Source organism: Pseudomonadota bacterium (assembly GCA_037200975.1).
In the GTDB taxonomy this organism is placed as follows: Bacteria; Pseudomonadota; Gammaproteobacteria; order Steroidobacterales; family Steroidobacteraceae; genus CADEED01.
The window spans coordinates 3,172,404-3,187,970 of record JBBCGI010000001.1 but is presented as its reverse complement, the minus strand read 5'-3'; the positions used below and the strand labels follow the sequence as shown (position 1 = coordinate 3,187,970).

Here is a 15,567-nt window from a genome sequence, read left to right as displayed (position 1 = left end):
GACGCCAACGCAGCCGAATTGCTTGGCGCTGAGACCTGTCGCACGTCGATTTGACCGGTCACAGCAGCGGAAATCAATGTGGCGCGGCGTTCTTTGGAGCAACGCGATAACGGGTTGCGCTTCATTGACGAGGCCATCGAACCTAGTGCAGTGCTCATTGACGTAGTTCACGATTAATTCGCGCGTCTGGTTCGAAGCCTCATGATTTACACCAGTACGCGTGCGAGTTACAGGTGTCCGAGTATTTCCTTGCGCTGCGCTTCGTACTCTGTCGGAGTGATCAATCCGGCCTCAAAAGCCTCTTTGAGCTGTTCGAGCCGAAGCTTTAGCGAAGCTGTTCCGGTGCCGCGCGAGTCAGCCACCGCGTTCGATGTTGCAGCCGCGGCGACCGCGAGTGGACGTTCGAGCAAGATGCTTTTCTCGAGATACAAGCCCATCAGCACGTTGTACAGATTCGGGTAGATCTTGATTGAGCTCACGTCGCGCCGATCCTCGAGAGCATCCAAGCCCGACGCAATCGCGGAAATGCGCGCTTGCGGCTCCGGATGCGTTGAAGTCAGTTTGTTCAACTGGTCTTGGGATTGACTGATCGCATATTGGGAATTGAAGTTGTTGTATGCCAAGCGCTTCCGCTCGGCATCAGCGCACGTGCTATTCACAACATTTTGATTGTTGGTGCTCTGCTCAATTTGCCCCGCCTTCCAGGAGCCGACGAGTTGAGTGCACTTGGTTCGGGCCTGCAAGGCGTCCGCCTCCATTGTCTTCAGCTGAGCGCTCGCGTCCGCCCACATGTCATCCGAGGCGCGCACCGCGCGTGTGAAAAAATTTGCGCCACGGATTGCGTTGTATCCGGCGCGCCAGGCGATCGCCGTGCCAATGGCGTCGGCTTCGAGTTCGTCCGCCTGGCTGTGCGTTGCCTGCAGGCCTGCGCCGATCGCGCTCCAGGTCGAGCCTGAGCCTTTCGCGGCGCCGATGACTGTCACGATTTTGGCGAGCTGGGCCCACGGGTCCTCCTCTTCTCGCAATATGTGCTTGAGCATGGAATGGCCAATCTCGTGGCCGAGCACAAGCGCGATCTCATCATCGCTCTGCGCCTCGGCGAGGAAGCCGGTGAAAACGTAGATGTATCTGCCTCCGGTCACAAAGGCGTTGGACACAGCGGGCTTCGTGTCGAGCACGCGCACCTGCCACTGGCCGCGCTCCTGACCCATAGCTGTAAGGAGCCTGTTTACGATCTCATTGACGTGCTGGAGTCGAACGTCTGTGACCAGGTAGACCCGGGTGTCGCCTACCATGCCTTGCTGCATGATTTGATCGTCGGCCTCACGAGCGCGATCCAGCGCCTTGGTGGGAATCGGTTCGCGCAGTACCGCCTGTATGACTTGTGGAGTCCGAGATGTTTGTGCCGCGGCGGCCAGCGGCAGCAGCAGGGATATCAGGACGGCGACTAAAGGTTGTCTAAGCATTGCTTGCATTCCTGGCAATCATGTGAAGAACACTCTAGCGAACTCCGCCGTTGGCCATTGTGACCCCAGTCACCTATCTATTGCCCTTAGGGCCGCCCGGGCGCATGGATCTCAACAAGTTGACGGCTTTCTCTGCGTGAAGCTGAACGGCGGGTGAATCCCCGCCAAGAGACACGAGATCGTCCGCCAAGAACTTCAGCCCTTGCACTCCACGACCGGCTACTGGCCCCTGGCGGTCGAGCCGGAAAAGCTGCGGAGCTAATGCGGACCATGGCCATCCATTTGGCCGGCGTGGAGTTGCCCGTGTCCGTGGAGTTATGAGATCACGATGGAGGGAGAGGGCCTTCTTGGTCCTTCCCTTGCTTTTCCATTGGCTGCTCTGCTTGCGAACTTCAGCGAGCCCATCGGCTACTTCCTGACTGCCGAAGGCAGGGATTCTTGGCACCGGTGTTGAATTTTCCTGACCTCCGTGTTCAAGTGCGCGAGCTGTAGCTCACTTCGAGTGCAGCCCGGTCCGACGCGACCGGTCATCTGCTGGTCTGACAAGGCCGAGGAAAATCTCATGGCTTATCCATTGCGTGTTGTTCACGACCTTCGGCCTGCGTTGCCGTGGACCATCTACTCTTTGCCAATCAAGATCGAGCGCGGCCCTGACATTGGGGTGTACGAGCATCGGTTCGCTATTCTTTGGGATGAGGACAATGACGAGCGGATTCACGCGGCCGTCCTGGATGTGTACTTTCGACGCCCAGAAACCTTATTGAGTCTCTACGCCGCCGGTGAGCGGAAGGGCAGCCTGACCATTTGGGCGGCGGTCTTTCCGGTCGCCGACCAGAATGCGTGGGCGGCAGCTTCGAGAATTCCGGCCATCCTTGACGATTGGCCTGTAAGCCCGATCAATCTCAATTCAGAGATCAAGCGCACAGGCGGACTCCAGAACCTTGACCCGATGGACTGGGACAAGGTCCACCGGAGGTTTCCGCCGGACCATGACCAGCTAAATTCGCTCATCAGCCTTTTCAATCTGGGGCCGACTGGGCCGCGCCTGCCGTGGAGCTGACCATGGCGACCGAGAAGGAAAATAACGCAGCCCGGCTCCATCTGGAATTGATGCATGAGGCGCGCATCCGCACCGAGATTGTTAGCCACGCCTTCAAGAACGAAGCTGGGTTTCCGCCGCAGATGGTGCGGGAGATTTGCTACCTACAGTTCCGGCTGCTGTGCGAGACCATCGCGCTTTGCTGCCTTGTCGCCCATGGGATTGAATCGCGACGCCTCAGGGACACCTATGAGGCAAACAAGATCATTAACGAGCTGAGCAAGCTGAATCCCGAATTCTTCCCCGTGCCGATGGTCACGGGGACCAATGGGAACGCCACGACGATGGGCCAGAGGCCGGCCGACCAGCCCGCGCTCACGAAGGCGGACCTCATCAAGTTGTGGGGTCTGTCGGGTGATGTGCTCCATCGGGCGCCGCTGTCGAAGCTTGAGAAGCCCCGCAAGACTGACCCTGCGGACTTCTCGGATGTTCTCGATTGGAGCGCGAAGCTGGCGGGACTGCTGAGTTGCTACCTGATCAAGCTAACCGAGACGAAGGCGATGCTGGTGTCGGCGAAGCATGTCGAGACGGACAAGCCGCTAATCGAGATTCTTGACGCGAACCTTGAGACCAACACGATGAACGTGGAGCGGTTCAGGGCCGTCTGAAACTACCGGCACTCTCGGCGCTCGGGGCCGGGGCGCACACTCATCCCGAGTTCATCTACTCGCGCCGCCCATGGTGAGTGGAGCTGACGATGCGGTCTAATAGACGCTGGAGGTGATCAACATGAAGGTGCTCCGCTATCCCAAGACTGCGCCGGTCTGCCCGGCGCGCGGCTGCGGCGAAGTGATGCAGGTTGAGTTTGTTACTGGCCCGCCAGAGTTCACCGTCTGGATGCGAATTCATTGTGGCTGCGGTCGCACGGATGAGAACGGCGAGCTGCATGAGGACGATGTGCTGTTGCTAGTCGGCGCACTTGCCATCAAGAGCCACAACCGGAAGGGCTGAGTGGTCGGTGCTCTGAGGAACGGCACGCCACTTGGGTAGGCAGGTCGCGTGCTTGCCGATTCATGGCCGTGAGGTTCGCGCGATGCGAAACCACATCATCTCGGACCCATCGCGATTCCTACCATCGCCCGGGGGTCTGTGGTTATCCCTTTCTCAGGGGGTGTTCCGGTTGCTTCAAAAGTTTGGTCATAGGAACCTCCCCTTGAATTGCCGGCGAGTATGCCACGCACGCGCTCGTTACAGCGAGCCGTTCCAACTTTGAAAGGACGCATTGAAGACTTGGATTTGATCGCCCGGAGAAAGCGACCATCCTTCCATGTGGCCAATCTCTTTGGTTTCTTTGGCCTTGAGCGTGAGTTGGAACGACTTGGAGAGCTGCGTCGAAGGGTTGGACAGTGTCACGGCGGCGGCGAGCGGCGCGTCCGAAGTATTCGTCACCTGAAGAACTTGACCCGAGCCGAGCAACGCCGCGCGATGGTGGATCGCCACTGGAATTGGTGGAAGCGTCTGCTCCTTGTACTCCCGCGTTTGGGTGTACCAAACACCGGCACCAATCAATAGGACGAGCGCTGCCCAAGCGACAGGGCTGGTCTTTCGCTTTGTTTTTTCTTCCGGACGCGCTGGAGCCATTGCGGCAGGTTTCGCGGGCGCGCCGCATCCTGGGCACGTTGGCGCCTTCTCAGAAATTTCCTTGCCACACTCAGAACATGCAATCAGGGCCATGGTGCTCTCCAATTCTCATGGCCGAAGTCTGAACCCACCACAGCTAGCTAACTGCGGAAGAGATCACATCAAATCGGATTAGTTAGCTGGCAATTGTGATGCAGGCCACGCAATTAGTGACAGCTTGACGGGCGTATCGGCTCGGGCAAAGCCGGAGCTAGACAGTAGAACATGATGCTTTCGGAAGCGTCCGCCATCGGCACGAGCTTGATGATTCTGCCCCGCAGTGATTCAGCTGCCTTCGAATTGAAGGTCAGGGTTATCACGCCTTCCGCACCAAGTTTTGCGTCTGCATACGAAATTTGAATCGGGCCGGACATTCCCGCGTCGCTGTACTTGTCAGGGAAGCGCCCTGACTGCGCGAAAGCCTCCGCGATGGACGCCTTCATTCCCGAGACCATCGACAGCGCCCCCGCGACCTGCGCGCGCGTTTCAGCCCCAGATGTCTGCGCCATTGTCGCAGTGCAAGAAGCTAGGCTGATGGCTAGCAGTCGCCAGCTCAACGAAGTCACTCTCATTTGAAATCCTTCCTGCGCTCATAGTGCCGCAAGTCTAACGCAGATAGGCACATTGGCGTCTTATTCGGGAGCCAAACTTCGGCAGGCGTGGTGTCGCGGGTGCCCCTGGCATTTTGAACACTATCAGGATCGTCGCCGGGATCTTCGCGGGCTGCGCACCATTCGGCAGGCCGACGAGATAGCGGTCCATCGCGCCTCTCTTCAGGACGTATCTCAGGGCTTCATTCTCGCAGATTTTAGTAAGACCACCCCCGGGCCGCCGTCGAACCCACGCCAATCACATGCGCAAACCCGTGCGCGAGCCTCACCGACTCATATTTGTCGTCATCCTCGGCTGATGAATGCGTTGCAATAGCCCAAGAGCAATCTGCTCCTTCTCTGTTCGCGGAACTGGCATCTCTTCGATGAACCGCCTGACATCGGCCGCAAGTTTTTGTTGACCCTCACTCTTCAAGATTTCGCTCAGTGCGCGCCACCCGCGTTCCACTTCCTTCCTAGTTCGATGCAGAACCTGTCGGCCAGGCTCGGGCCGCAGATCGCCCGTTGCAAGCTCGATGGCGGTTCGCTCAACTCGATTGCGGGTCCGATTCGACGCCCCACGCTGATCAGTGCGAAAGACTCCGTCGATCTTGTTGACTCTGCCCGCGCCGCGCACGGCGCGCTCGGTAGCATTCGCTGAGACACCCAACAGTCGTAGGTTGCGGGCGAACTCCGACCGCCAATGCCGCAGGGTCGCCTTCTTGATGTTTAGTCGTTCCCCCTCTTCGCTCACGGCTTTCAGGACAAGGTGGACGTGCGGGTGTGCTTCATCGGTATGCAGAACGAACGCATAGCGATGTTGCAAGGCGAACTCCTCCCTCGCGAAAATTCGAACGGCAGCCAGTACCTTGTCAGGCGGCGTGCCAGGCGGCATCGAGAACATGAGTTTGTGAACCAGCTTCGGCGGCTTCCGACCGTTGGTCGCCTTGAGATCGCCTTGTCGACGCGCATCGTCGATGTCGAGATCCCAGTCCTCGATCAGCGATTGGCCCACTCGGCCCTGCAGCCGCTCACCGTCGTCTGTCTCGATCTCCAATTCCCCCTTTCTCCCGATGTAGTCGAAATGCTTGGCTGCCGCCTTGAGGTCGCTGCTGTTGCGCCCAAGCACCTTCACCATCACTTCTGGTGCCCGCTGGACCGTCCGACGAATCTGTTCGACCTGCTCCGTGGTTAGCCGCGCGCCTGCCTCCTGCGGACCACCGCGACCGTGGCTCACGATGTCGAGCAACGGGATTCCTTCCCCTGGAAGCCTAAAGGTTCGCTTCGGCATGCCCGATCCTCCAGCTGGTGACGTTCGCTTTGAGCAGCGCCTTGGTGTTGTCCCGAAGCGCTTCGCAGATCCTGAGCATCGCCCGGAACTCCTCGCGCACCGTGCCGGGTAACCCGCCGCCGTCGTTCGCGACCTTGGCAATCTGGTTGATGTTGCGACCGATGGACGCTAGCTCCGCAATGCTGCCCTTGAGCGCCAGCAGTTCCCCTTTCGGCAATGGCGACAACGACCGCAGATGCGCGCGCACTAGGACGGAGACATAGGTTGCCGCCGGCATCGACCGCGCCCCCGCGCGTTCGCGCAGCAGCAGATGGTCGCCAGCCTGTAGACGAATGGTCAGGCGGGCCTCCCGATTTGCGCTTTCATCCGGCCCCCTGTCGGCGGGCGCCTCATCGCCGACGCCTCGAAGCATGACGCCGAGCAACTGCTTGAGCAGTGCCGACTCGGACTGGTTCTCGCGCTGCGCAAGCGCGCGAAGCTGCGACTTCGTCTCCTGAGTCACCCGCAAGTGGATGAACGCTTCTGCCGCCATGCGTGTGATCGTGAGACAAGAGCCGCCGCGAGGCTATCCGGCATATCGCGCAAAATTCGGCCGAAACCTCACGCCATCGCAGTCTGCGCATTCACAGCCGCTTCCGAAAAGAACGATCGTTGGCTATCGACTGACTCTGCTTTGCCGCGCTCGTCACCAATTCGATCTGCAATCTAGCTACCGACCTGCATGCCAGGGCGCCTGAGCTTTCGCCCGAATTTCCCGCGAAACCCAAACTGACAATGAGTTCAGTGCATGGAAACATCAGTCATGAGTGACAACTTGTCACTGGGCGATCAGAACCGCACATAGAGATCACTAAGCATGGGAACGGAGTCTCCGGTTCGCGAACTGCAGCTGTCTCTATTTCCCTGCGGCGGCCGTGCATCCGAGATGAGCACACCAGCCTCCAGCCCTCCCTCGCATACGGCGCCGCCGCCCCGCCTCATCCGCATGCGCGACGCCCCCGCCTATCTCGGCATGGACAAGAACCGCTTCAACCGAGAAGTGCGCCCGAGCGTCCTCGCCCTACGCATCGGCATTCAAGGAATCGCCTTTGACCGCGTTGACCTCGATGCATGGGCGGACGACTATAAGAGCCGCAACGGGTGCCATGCGGCTCGCTCACACAGGAGCAAGTTATGGGAACCCAGAAAATGTCAGGCCTCACCAAGCGCGGTGGGATCTGGCACATCGACAAGGTGTTCAGAGGAACGCGCATTCGCGAAAGCAGTGGCACAGGCGAGATCGTCAAAGCCCAGGAGCTGCTAGCTAAACGAATTGACGGGATTCGTTTGGTGAAGATCTACGGGGTCCGACCAGATCGCCCGTTTCGGGTCGCCGCGACCAAGTTCCTCGAAGAGAACCAGCACAAGAGGAGTATCAACGACGATGCTGCGCACTTGGAAAGACTCGACTCCTTCATTGGGAGCCTGTTTCTCAGGCAGGTGCACATGGACAGTCTGCAGCCATTCATCGCCAGCCGGCGCGCCGATGGTGTCAAGACAGCAACCATCAACCTGTCGCTGGCGGTCGTGAGACGGATCGTGAACCTCGCGGCTTCGGAATGGAGAGATGTGCAGGGCATGACCTGGCTGGAGCATGCGGCCAAGATCAAGCTGATTCCGGTCAAGGACGCACGCCCGGCCTATCCACTTTCGCGTGAAGAGCAGGCGGCTCATTTTCAAGAGCTGCCCGACCACCTGGCGCGCATGTCGCTCTTCAAGGTCAATACCGGCACGCGAGAGCAGGAAGTCTGCGGGCTCAAGTGGTCGGACGAGGTTCAAGTGCCGGAGCTCGACACGTCGGTCTTCATCATCGAAGGCGACAAGGTGAAGAACGAACAGGATCGTCTGATCGTTCTCAACCGCGTCGCACGTTCGGTGGTCGACAGCATCAGGGGTCAGCACCCGGAGTACGTCTTCGTCCGGTATCCAAAACCGAAAGAGGCGAAGCCCGTGCCCTTGGACAGCATGAACACGACGGCGTGGAAGAATGCTCGCAAGCGAGCTGCGGATAAGTGGGAAGAGCGGACTGGTGAACCGGCGCCGGACGGGTTTCGCAGAGTCAGGGTCCACGACCTGAAGCACACGTTTGGCCGGCGGCTTCGCGCGGCGGGCGTGTCGTTCGAGGATCGGCAGGACTTACTCGGTCACAAGAGTGGACGGATCACGACGCACTACTCGGCGGCCGAGCTTGCAAACCTCGTTGCTGCGGCGGAAAAGGTCTGCGAAGACAACTCCCACAAATCCCCCGCAATCACCTTGTTGCGGCGGAAGGCGAGATAGCCGGATGGACGCTAACTTCTTGTTTAATCGAACAGGAATTGGTGCCGGCTGCAGGGATCGAACCCGCGACCCCCTGATTACAAATCAGGTGCTCTACCAACTGAGCTAAGCCGGCCTTTGATGGCCCGGCATTTTAGGCCGGCCCTCGACGGGACGCTAATTTGCGGCCGGAACAGCCGCCGGCGCACCTGCCGCACCGGTCCCCGCCGGGCAGGTTTTGAATTCGAGCTCGGTCTCACCCGCCGCGAATTTCTGCCCCTCGAGCGGCGGCGCATCGGACTTCAACGTGAGATCGAGCCACAGCGCCGTACCAGGTTTCTCGCGCGCCACGATCTGCGGCAGCAACCCGAGCTTGGCCACTCTTTCAGACTGCGCGGCAGCGCGAGCTTCGTCCGAGAACACACCCAACGAAATGCGGCGCGACGCGCCGAGATCGCCGACCGCGGCGGCATCGGTGACGCCACCATTCTTCAACCGTTCGAGCAGCCGGCGCTCGCCGGACTCGGTCGGCGGGCTCTCGAGATAGACCCAAAAACCCTCGAACACATTCGTCGTGACTTCGCGCGGCAGCGACGTATAGCCGCTGTCGCTCAGCGTCTGCCTCGCACGCGCAGCGAGCTCATTGCTGGTAAACGGACCGACCGTGACGCAGCGGCCGTTTCCCGACGCGGCAGCGGGCAAATTCTCGGCCACGAGCTGCAGCCGCGGAGCATCGACCTTCGGGGATACAGGCAGCGCGGCCTGCTTCGGCGCAAGCCAGTGCGACCACGCGAAAAACGCGAGGTTCGCCAACAAGAGAAGGAGTAGAGCTGCACGCACGCGAGGCGCGAGTGTAGCAAATGCGCCGCGCGGCTAATCCTGGCCCGCGGCCAGCGCAAATACCGCAAGACCGCGCAAAACCAGGTCCGGCGCCATCCGCGCCTTACTCTTTATATAGGTGTGCAGAGCGGGCGCCGCCCCGCCGGTCAGGATGAGCACCGGGCGCGCGCCCATCACCGCGCCCGCCTCGCGCACCGCGCGATCGATGAAAGCCGCGGCCGCGTACGTCGCGCCGGCACTGAGTGCGCTCGCGGTGTCCGCGGCGAACAGCGAACGCGCGGACGCTTTCCCGCCCGCCCGCTTGCGGATGCCATGGGTACCTGCCAGCAGGCTATCGATCATGGCCGACGGCCCGGGCACGATGGCGCCGCCCAGATGTTTACCCTTGGCGTTCACGGCATCGATCGTGAGCGCGGTGCCGACGTTGGCGACCACGACGGCGCGCCCGCCCAGCAGGTGAAACGCGCCGACGGCGCCCACCCATCGATCGGCGCCGAGCCGCCAGGTCTCGCGATAACCACTCAGGACGCCGAGCGCCTCGCGCGTCGAACGGATGAACTGCGGAGCGAATCCGAAGCGCTGCTTCAAGGCGGCAGTCAACGCACGTTCGAGATGTGTGCCCGCCACGCAGACCGCAACGACATGGCTGATGCCGCGCGAACCGCGCACCAGTGCGCGCAACGCCGCCGGCTCGCCCCGGTGCAGCGCGGCCTGCATGCCGCTCATCTTCGAGCCGCGCAGCACGGCCCACTTCACGCGCGTGTTGCCGATATCCACCAGCAACGTGCTCATCGATCTACTCGCACGGTCACCTCACCAGATATGAATCGCTGCACGCCGGCCGGTGTTTCCACCAGCAAGGCACCGTGCGCGTCGATGCCGCGCGCCATGCCGCGTGAAATCTCGCCGGCATTCTCGATGCGCACTTCACGATCGAACAGCGCGTCGCATTCATGCCAGTTCGCGAGATGCGGCGCGAGGCCGTGGCGCGGAAAACCGTCGAGCGCCGGCACCAGCCGCGCCAACAGCGCAGCGACGATGGTATTGCGATCCGGCACCGGCGAATGATGGGCGCGCAGGTCATCCGCGACATTGCCGGTGGCCTGCACCGCTGCGCGCGCGGCTTCGTCGAGCAACACATTCAATCCGATGCCGACCACGACGTGCACCGGCCCGCCGGCCTCCGCGCGCATCTCGATGAGAATGCCGCCGAGTTTGCCGCGTGGCGTGACGAGGTCGTTAGGCCACTTGAGCCGCACGTCTTCGATACCCAGCTCTCGCAGCGCATTCACGACGCACAGCCCCACGACGAGACTGAGCGCCGACAGATCCGCCGGCATGTCGGCGTATTGCCAGCCCAGCGACAGGCAGATCGCCCCGCCCGGCGGCGCGATCCAGCCGCGTCCGCGCCGGCCGCGGCCACCGGTCTGGTGTTCCGCCAGCACGACGGCGGCGCTGTTCGCCGCCGGCGGAAATGCCTCGAGCAACCGGGTGTTGGTGGACTCGATCGTCCATTCAATCAGCAACGTTTCGATACGCGCGCGTACGTCCGCGGGCAGCAGCGCCTCGATCCGCCGCGCAGACAACGCGCTGACACCGGACCCAAGCCGATAACCTTTGTTAGTGGAAGCATCCAGCGCGACACCGAGTTCGCGCAATTGCTCGACGGCCTTCCACACGGCGGCGCGCGTCACCGACAGATCCGCGGCCAACGCTTCACCGGACTGGAATGAACGGTCGTCGAGGCGCTGGAATACCCGCTGTTGCAGCGGCCCTTCGCCCGCCGACCCGCTCACGCCTGACCCCGCCCGAACAGCCACAGCTTGCGGGCGCGCGGCTCCGTGCCCTGCTGCATGCGACGGACGTTGCCGCGGTGCGTGTAGATGACGAGCGCGGCGCAGGCCAGCGAAAAACTCAAGGCCGGCGTCAGGTGCGCGCCGTCACGCATCAGTAGATAGACCGGGAGCGCGACGGAGGCGGCGATCGACGCCAGCCCCACGAAGCCCGAGACCAGAACCACCGCGAGCCAGCTACCGAACAGCGGCACCAGCAGGAACAGCTCGATGCCCGCGTACGCCCCCACCAGCGTGGCCACGCCCTTGCCGCCGCGGAACCCGTGCCACACTGGAAACACGTGGCCGATGATGGCGGCGAATCCGCACGCAGCCGGCAGCCAGGCAGCCAGCGCGTCCGCCGAGGGAACCACGCCGGGCAGCACAAGCGCAGGCAGAAGCCCTGCGGCAATCCAGCCCTTCGCGACGTCGATGACGATGACCCAGATCGCAAACGCCGGGCCCTGCGTGCGCAGCGCATTGGTGCTGCCCGCGTTGCCGCTGCCAAGCGTGCGGATGTCGACGCCGCCCCACACGCGACCGACCACGAGACTGCCGACGACTGAACCGAGAAGATAGGCGACGAGTACTTTGAGCAGGATATCCATGATGTTCAACGCAGAAAAACTTCCGCGAGCATACATCGAACGCTTCCGCCTCCGTGGCGTTCGATTACATCGATGGGCACTGCGAGCACGGTGTCCACCGCTGCGGACAACCGAGCGAACTTCCGTGCGTGCAGCCCCTGTCGCGCGGTTCGCGACATCACCAGGATCCGGAAGTCGCCGAGATGTTCGTCCCAGCTGCCGAGCTCGAGCATGTTGCCGGCAAACGCGCACATCTCGGCATTGTCGATGGGCACCACGTCGCGGCCGGAAGCCGTGAGCCGCGCCTCGATGCGCGCGCGATCCGCGACGTCGATGTTGTCGAGCGCCACCGCGGCAAAACGCGTGCCCACACTCATCACGACGTTGGTGTGGTAGATGGGCGTGCCGGCCGCGTCACGGGCGATGAACAGTTCGAGCTCGTATCCCAGCGCACGTGCCCACTCACCTGCAACCAGCGCGTCGGTGCGCGGCGAGAGGCAGGCATAGGCCACCCGCTCGCGATGATCGAGCACCAGGCTGCCGGTGCCCTCGAGGAAAACGCCCTGTTTCTCGTGCGCGGTGAAATCGAACCTGCGACTCTCGACGAACCCGGTATCACGGATCACCGCGTCGATGACTTCCTGCCGGCGCTCTATGCGGCGGTTCTCGGCCTGCATCGGGTACAGGACCACCGTCCCATCCGCGTGAAAGCTCACCCAGTTGTTCGGGAACACGGCGTCGGGCTTGCGCGGCTGATCCGAATCCTGCGCGACGCACACGGTCACGCCCTCGGCTTCAAGCGCCGCAGCAAACGCATCGAACTCGGCCACTGCCTGGGCCGCGATATCTTCTGAACCGCCCGGCGCCTGAAAACGATTCGTGCCAGCAGTTTCAGCGTTGTAGCCGAAGTGTCTGGGTCGAACCATCAGCACTGCGCCAGCGCATTGAGACTGCTCGGACATGTGGAACTTCTACAACGCGAGACCGGTAGGCACAATAGCCCACACATGTCTGACGCAGTACCCACACTGGACGCAGGATCCGCTGAAACGGCGCAATTCGCGCAAGACATCGCGGCGGCGTACGCGGAGTACGGCTTCGTCATCATCGAGAACCACGGCATCGACAAGGCGCTGATCGAACGCTGCCTGGAATGTTTCCGCCGCTTCTTCGCGCTGCCGGTGGAGGAAAAGCTGCGTTACCGGATTCCGAACGGCGGCGGCGCGCGTGGCTACACGGCGTTCGGCATCGAAACCGCCAAGGGCGCGCAGCACTCCGACCTCAAGGAATTCTGGCACGTGGGCCGCGAGCTGCCGCCCGGCCATCCGTTCAACGAAGTCATGGCGCCGAATATCTGGGTGGAGTCGATTCCCGGGTTCCGCGAAACCACGCTCGCGTTATACAAGGCGTTCGACGATCTCGGCCTGCGGCTGCTTGCGGCGATCGCACGTTCGGTGGCCCTGCCGGCCAACTTTTTCGACGACAAGGTCGATCTCGGCAACAGCGTGCTGCGCATCATCCACTACCCGCCGCTGCCGCCGGAGCCGACGCCCTCGGTGCGCGCCGGCGCGCACGAGGACATCAACGTGATCACGTTGTTGTTAGGTGCGGAGGAGCCCGGCCTCGAGGTGTTGTCGCGCCGGGGCGAATGGCTGCCGATCAATCCCCCGCCCGGCTCGCTGGTCTGCAACGTCGGCGACATGCTGCAGCGCCTGACCAACAGGCACCTGCGCTCGACCACCCACCGCGTGACGAATCCTCCGCGCGAGCGCGCCAGCAATGCGCGGTACTCGCTGCCGTTCTTCCTGCATTTCAACCCGGATTTCCTCATCAAGACGCTGCCGCAATACATCGACGCGCAGCACCCCGACCAGTTTCCGACCCCGATCAACGCACACGATTTCCTGCAGGAACGCCTGCGCGAAATAAGACTCATCTAACTAGAACAACAAAAGGGACTCCCATGATGCTCGTCCTCCAGGCCGTGTTGGGCATTGCGGCGTTCGTCGGCATCGCCATGCTGTTCAGCAGCAACTGGCGGCGCGTCAACTGGAAGCTGGTCGCCTTCGCGATCGCGCTGCAGTTCATCATCTGCCTGCTGCTGCTCAAGGCGCCGGGCATCCGCGAAGCGCTGCAGTACGTGAACAACGCGGTCGGTGCGCTCGGCGCGGCGACGCAAAAAGGCACTTCTTTCGTCTACGGGTACATGGGCGGCGGACCGCCGCCCTTCGAGGTGACGAACCCGGGCTTCCTCACCACCTTCGCGTTCCAGGTGCTGCCGCTGGTCATCGTGATGTCGGCGCTCTCGGCCTTGCTGTGGTACTGGAAAATCCTGCCGATCATCATCAGCGGCATTTCCTATCTGTTCGAGCGCGCGCTCGGCACACGCGGCCCGGCGGGGCTGGTGGCGACCGCGAACATCTTCATGGGCCAGATCGAGGCGCCGCTGCTGGTGCGGCCGTATCTCGCGCGCATGTCGCAGTACGAGCTGCTGCTCATCATGACCGCGGGTATGGCGACGATCGCGGGCTCGGTCATGGTCATCTACTCGGCGATGCTGGGCGCGCAGATCCAGGGCGTGCTCGGGCAGTTGATCACGAAATCCATCATGTCCGTTCCCGCGGCCATCCTGTTCGCGCACGTGATGCTGCCGGAGAACAACGACAGCTCGCAGGAGCTCGAAAAACCGCCGCGCGTCTACGAAAGCTCCATGGACGCGATCACCCGCGGCACCTCCGACGGCCTCAACATCTACCTCAACATCCTCGCCATCCTCATCGTCGCCATCGCGCTGGTCGCGCTGCTGAACGGCATCATCGGCCTGCTGCCCGACGTCGCCGGCGCGCCGCTGACGATGGAGCGCCTCGCCGGCTGGGTGTTCTCGCCTATCGCCTGGCTGATGGGTATTCCGTGGGCGGAGTCGCAAACCGCCGGTTCGCTGCTCGGCATCAAGACCGTGCTCAATGAATTCATCGCCTATCTCAAGATGCAGGACCTGCAGCCCGGCGAACTATCCGAGCACAGCAAGCTGATCACGCTGTACGCGGTCTGCGGCTTCGCGAATCTCTCGAGCGTCGGCATCCAGATATCCGGCATCGGCGCGATGTGTCCGGAGCGCCGCAACGATCTCGCCAAACTCGGCTTCCGCGCGTTGATCGCGGCGACGCTGGCCTCGTGCATGTGCGGCGCGGTCGTAGGCATCGTCGCCTAAGGAGCGCGAACGTGGCCAAGCTGTATTTCTACTACTCGACCATGAACGCAGGCAAATCGACCGCGTTGCTGCAAGCGAGTCACAACTACGAAGAGCGCGGCATGCGCACGCTTCTATACACGGCGCAGATCGATTCGCGCGACGGCGGACGCATCCACTCGCGTATCGGCATCGAGCGCGAGGCACTGCATTTTCATCCGGCGCTCGACCTGCACGCGCAGATTTCGGCGGAGCATGCGAAATCCGCGCTGGCCTGCGTGCTGGTCGACGAATCGCAGTTCCTCACGCCGGCGCAGGTCAAACAACTCGGCGCGGTCGTCGACGAGCTGAACATCCCGGTACTCTGCTACGGCCTGCGCACCGACTTCCGCGGCGAGTTGTTCCCCGGCAGCGCGCAGTTGCTCGCGTGGGCCGACAACCTGGTCGAGCTCAAGACCATCTGCCATTGCGGCCGCAAGGCAATCATGGTGGTCCGTGTCAAGGCCGATGGCACCGCCGAACGCGAGGGTGCGCAGATCGAAATCGGCGGCAACGAGCGGTACGTGCCACTGTGCCGCAGGCATTTTTCGCAAGCTCTTGCGGGCGCAAAGATTCCTGGCTGAGATCTCCGCGCAGGTTGCGCAAGATTCGTACAACCGCCTCGCGTTCTATCAGACGATCCCTGATGGGGCGGCGGAAATCATGTTGCGCTGACGCATCCGGTGAGGAATTTTCAGTTGTAACTGCGTCGTCA

17 protein-coding genes and 1 tRNA gene are annotated in these 15,567 nt (G+C 62.1%); 7 read left to right on the top strand and 11 right to left on the bottom strand.

Annotated elements, in window-relative coordinates; genetic code table 11:
* Positions 1-227: 227 nt before the first annotated feature.
* A complete protein-coding gene (locus WDO72_14380) occupies positions 228-1,475 on the bottom strand; it encodes a M48 family metalloprotease (protein MEJ0086864.1) in 1,248 nt (415 codons plus the stop codon).
* Between the two features lie 553 nt (positions 1,476-2,028).
* On the opposite strand from WDO72_14380, the gene WDO72_14375 reads away from it, so the two are divergent.
* The 3 genes from WDO72_14375 to WDO72_14365 all read left to right on the top strand — a co-directional run bounded on the left by WDO72_14375 (position 2,029) and on the right by WDO72_14365 (position 3,516).
* Positions 2,029-2,526: a hypothetical protein gene (locus WDO72_14375; GenBank protein MEJ0086863.1), complete on the top strand. Its 498-nt coding sequence runs from the start codon at positions 2,029-2,031 to the stop codon at positions 2,524-2,526.
* Between the two features lie 2 nt (positions 2,527-2,528).
* Entirely contained in the window at positions 2,529-3,173 is a 645-nt protein-coding gene (locus tag WDO72_14370; GenBank protein MEJ0086862.1) for a hypothetical protein, read from the top strand.
* Positions 3,174-3,294: 121 nt separating this feature from the next.
* Entirely contained in the window at positions 3,295-3,516 is a 222-nt protein-coding gene (locus tag WDO72_14365) for a hypothetical protein (GenBank protein ID MEJ0086861.1), read from the top strand.
* 237 nt (positions 3,517-3,753) lie between these two features.
* Here WDO72_14365 and WDO72_14360 read toward each other — a convergent pair whose 3' ends face one another.
* From WDO72_14360 to mobC, 4 genes are all read right to left on the bottom strand, one after another.
* A complete protein-coding gene (locus WDO72_14360) occupies positions 3,754-4,239 on the bottom strand; it encodes a zinc ribbon domain-containing protein (protein MEJ0086860.1) in 486 nt (161 codons plus the stop codon).
* A 113-nt stretch (positions 4,240-4,352) separates the two neighbouring features.
* Positions 4,353-4,694 (bottom strand): pilin, encoded by a 342-nt coding sequence (locus tag WDO72_14355; protein MEJ0086859.1) that lies wholly within the window; start codon positions 4,692-4,694, stop codon positions 4,353-4,355.
* Positions 4,695-5,061: 367 nt separating this feature from the next.
* Positions 5,062-6,024, bottom strand: coding sequence for a relaxase/mobilization nuclease domain-containing protein (locus WDO72_14350; GenBank protein ID MEJ0086858.1), 963 nt, complete (start codon positions 6,022-6,024; stop codon positions 5,062-5,064).
* Between the two features lie 22 nt (positions 6,025-6,046).
* On the bottom strand, positions 6,047-6,598 hold the full coding sequence (gene mobC, locus WDO72_14345; GenBank protein MEJ0086857.1) for a plasmid mobilization relaxosome protein MobC: 552 nt from the start codon (positions 6,596-6,598) through the stop codon (positions 6,047-6,049).
* Positions 6,599-7,239: 641 nt separating this feature from the next.
* Here mobC and WDO72_14340 point away from each other — a divergent pair.
* The gene (locus WDO72_14340; GenBank protein ID MEJ0086856.1) at positions 7,240-8,385 is read left to right on the top strand and encodes a tyrosine-type recombinase/integrase; all 1,146 of its coding nucleotides are present in this window, start codon (positions 7,240-7,242) and stop codon (positions 8,383-8,385) included.
* Positions 8,386-8,424: 39 nt separating this feature from the next.
* Here the strand turns inward: WDO72_14340 and WDO72_14335 are convergent.
* The 6 genes from WDO72_14335 to WDO72_14310 form a co-directional block, all read right to left on the bottom strand.
* Positions 8,425-8,500 (bottom strand) — tRNA-Thr (locus tag WDO72_14335).
* Between the two features lie 41 nt (positions 8,501-8,541).
* Positions 8,542-9,180 carry a hypothetical protein gene (locus WDO72_14330; GenBank protein MEJ0086855.1) on the bottom strand — a complete coding sequence of 213 codons (639 nt, stop codon included), beginning with the start codon at positions 9,178-9,180 and terminating at the stop codon, positions 8,542-8,544.
* 57 nt (positions 9,181-9,237) lie between these two features.
* Positions 9,238-9,996 (bottom strand): type III pantothenate kinase, encoded by a 759-nt coding sequence (locus tag WDO72_14325; GenBank protein ID MEJ0086854.1) that lies wholly within the window; start codon positions 9,994-9,996, stop codon positions 9,238-9,240.
* Complete coding sequence (locus WDO72_14320; protein ID MEJ0086853.1) at positions 9,993-11,000, bottom strand: biotin--[acetyl-CoA-carboxylase] ligase; 1,008 nt, start codon at positions 10,998-11,000, stop codon at positions 9,993-9,995. The genes WDO72_14325 and WDO72_14320 overlap by 4 nt, the downstream gene beginning before the upstream one ends.
* Positions 10,997-11,644: a glycerol-3-phosphate 1-O-acyltransferase PlsY gene (gene plsY / locus WDO72_14315; protein ID MEJ0086852.1), complete on the bottom strand. Its 648-nt coding sequence runs from the start codon at positions 11,642-11,644 to the stop codon at positions 10,997-10,999. The genes WDO72_14320 and plsY overlap by 4 nt, the downstream gene beginning before the upstream one ends.
* A gap of 5 nt (positions 11,645-11,649) precedes the next feature.
* Complete coding sequence (locus tag WDO72_14310; GenBank protein MEJ0086851.1) at positions 11,650-12,585, bottom strand: arginine deiminase-related protein; 936 nt, start codon at positions 12,583-12,585, stop codon at positions 11,650-11,652.
* 45 nt (positions 12,586-12,630) lie between these two features.
* Here WDO72_14310 and WDO72_14305 point away from each other — a divergent pair, with 45 nt between their 5' ends.
* From WDO72_14305 to WDO72_14295, 3 genes are read left to right on the top strand one after another with little or no spacing between them, the layout of a single operon-like run.
* Positions 12,631-13,563, top strand: a complete 933-nt coding sequence (locus WDO72_14305) for a 2-oxoglutarate and iron-dependent oxygenase domain-containing protein (GenBank protein MEJ0086850.1) — start codon at positions 12,631-12,633, stop codon at positions 13,561-13,563.
* Between the two features lie 26 nt (positions 13,564-13,589).
* Positions 13,590-14,834, top strand: coding sequence for a nucleoside transporter C-terminal domain-containing protein (locus tag WDO72_14300; protein MEJ0086849.1), 1,245 nt, complete (start codon positions 13,590-13,592; stop codon positions 14,832-14,834).
* Positions 14,835-14,845: 11 nt separating this feature from the next.
* The gene (locus tag WDO72_14295) at positions 14,846-15,436 is read left to right on the top strand and encodes a thymidine kinase (protein MEJ0086848.1); all 591 of its coding nucleotides are present in this window, start codon (positions 14,846-14,848) and stop codon (positions 15,434-15,436) included.
* The last annotated feature ends 131 nt before the right edge of the window (positions 15,437-15,567 follow it).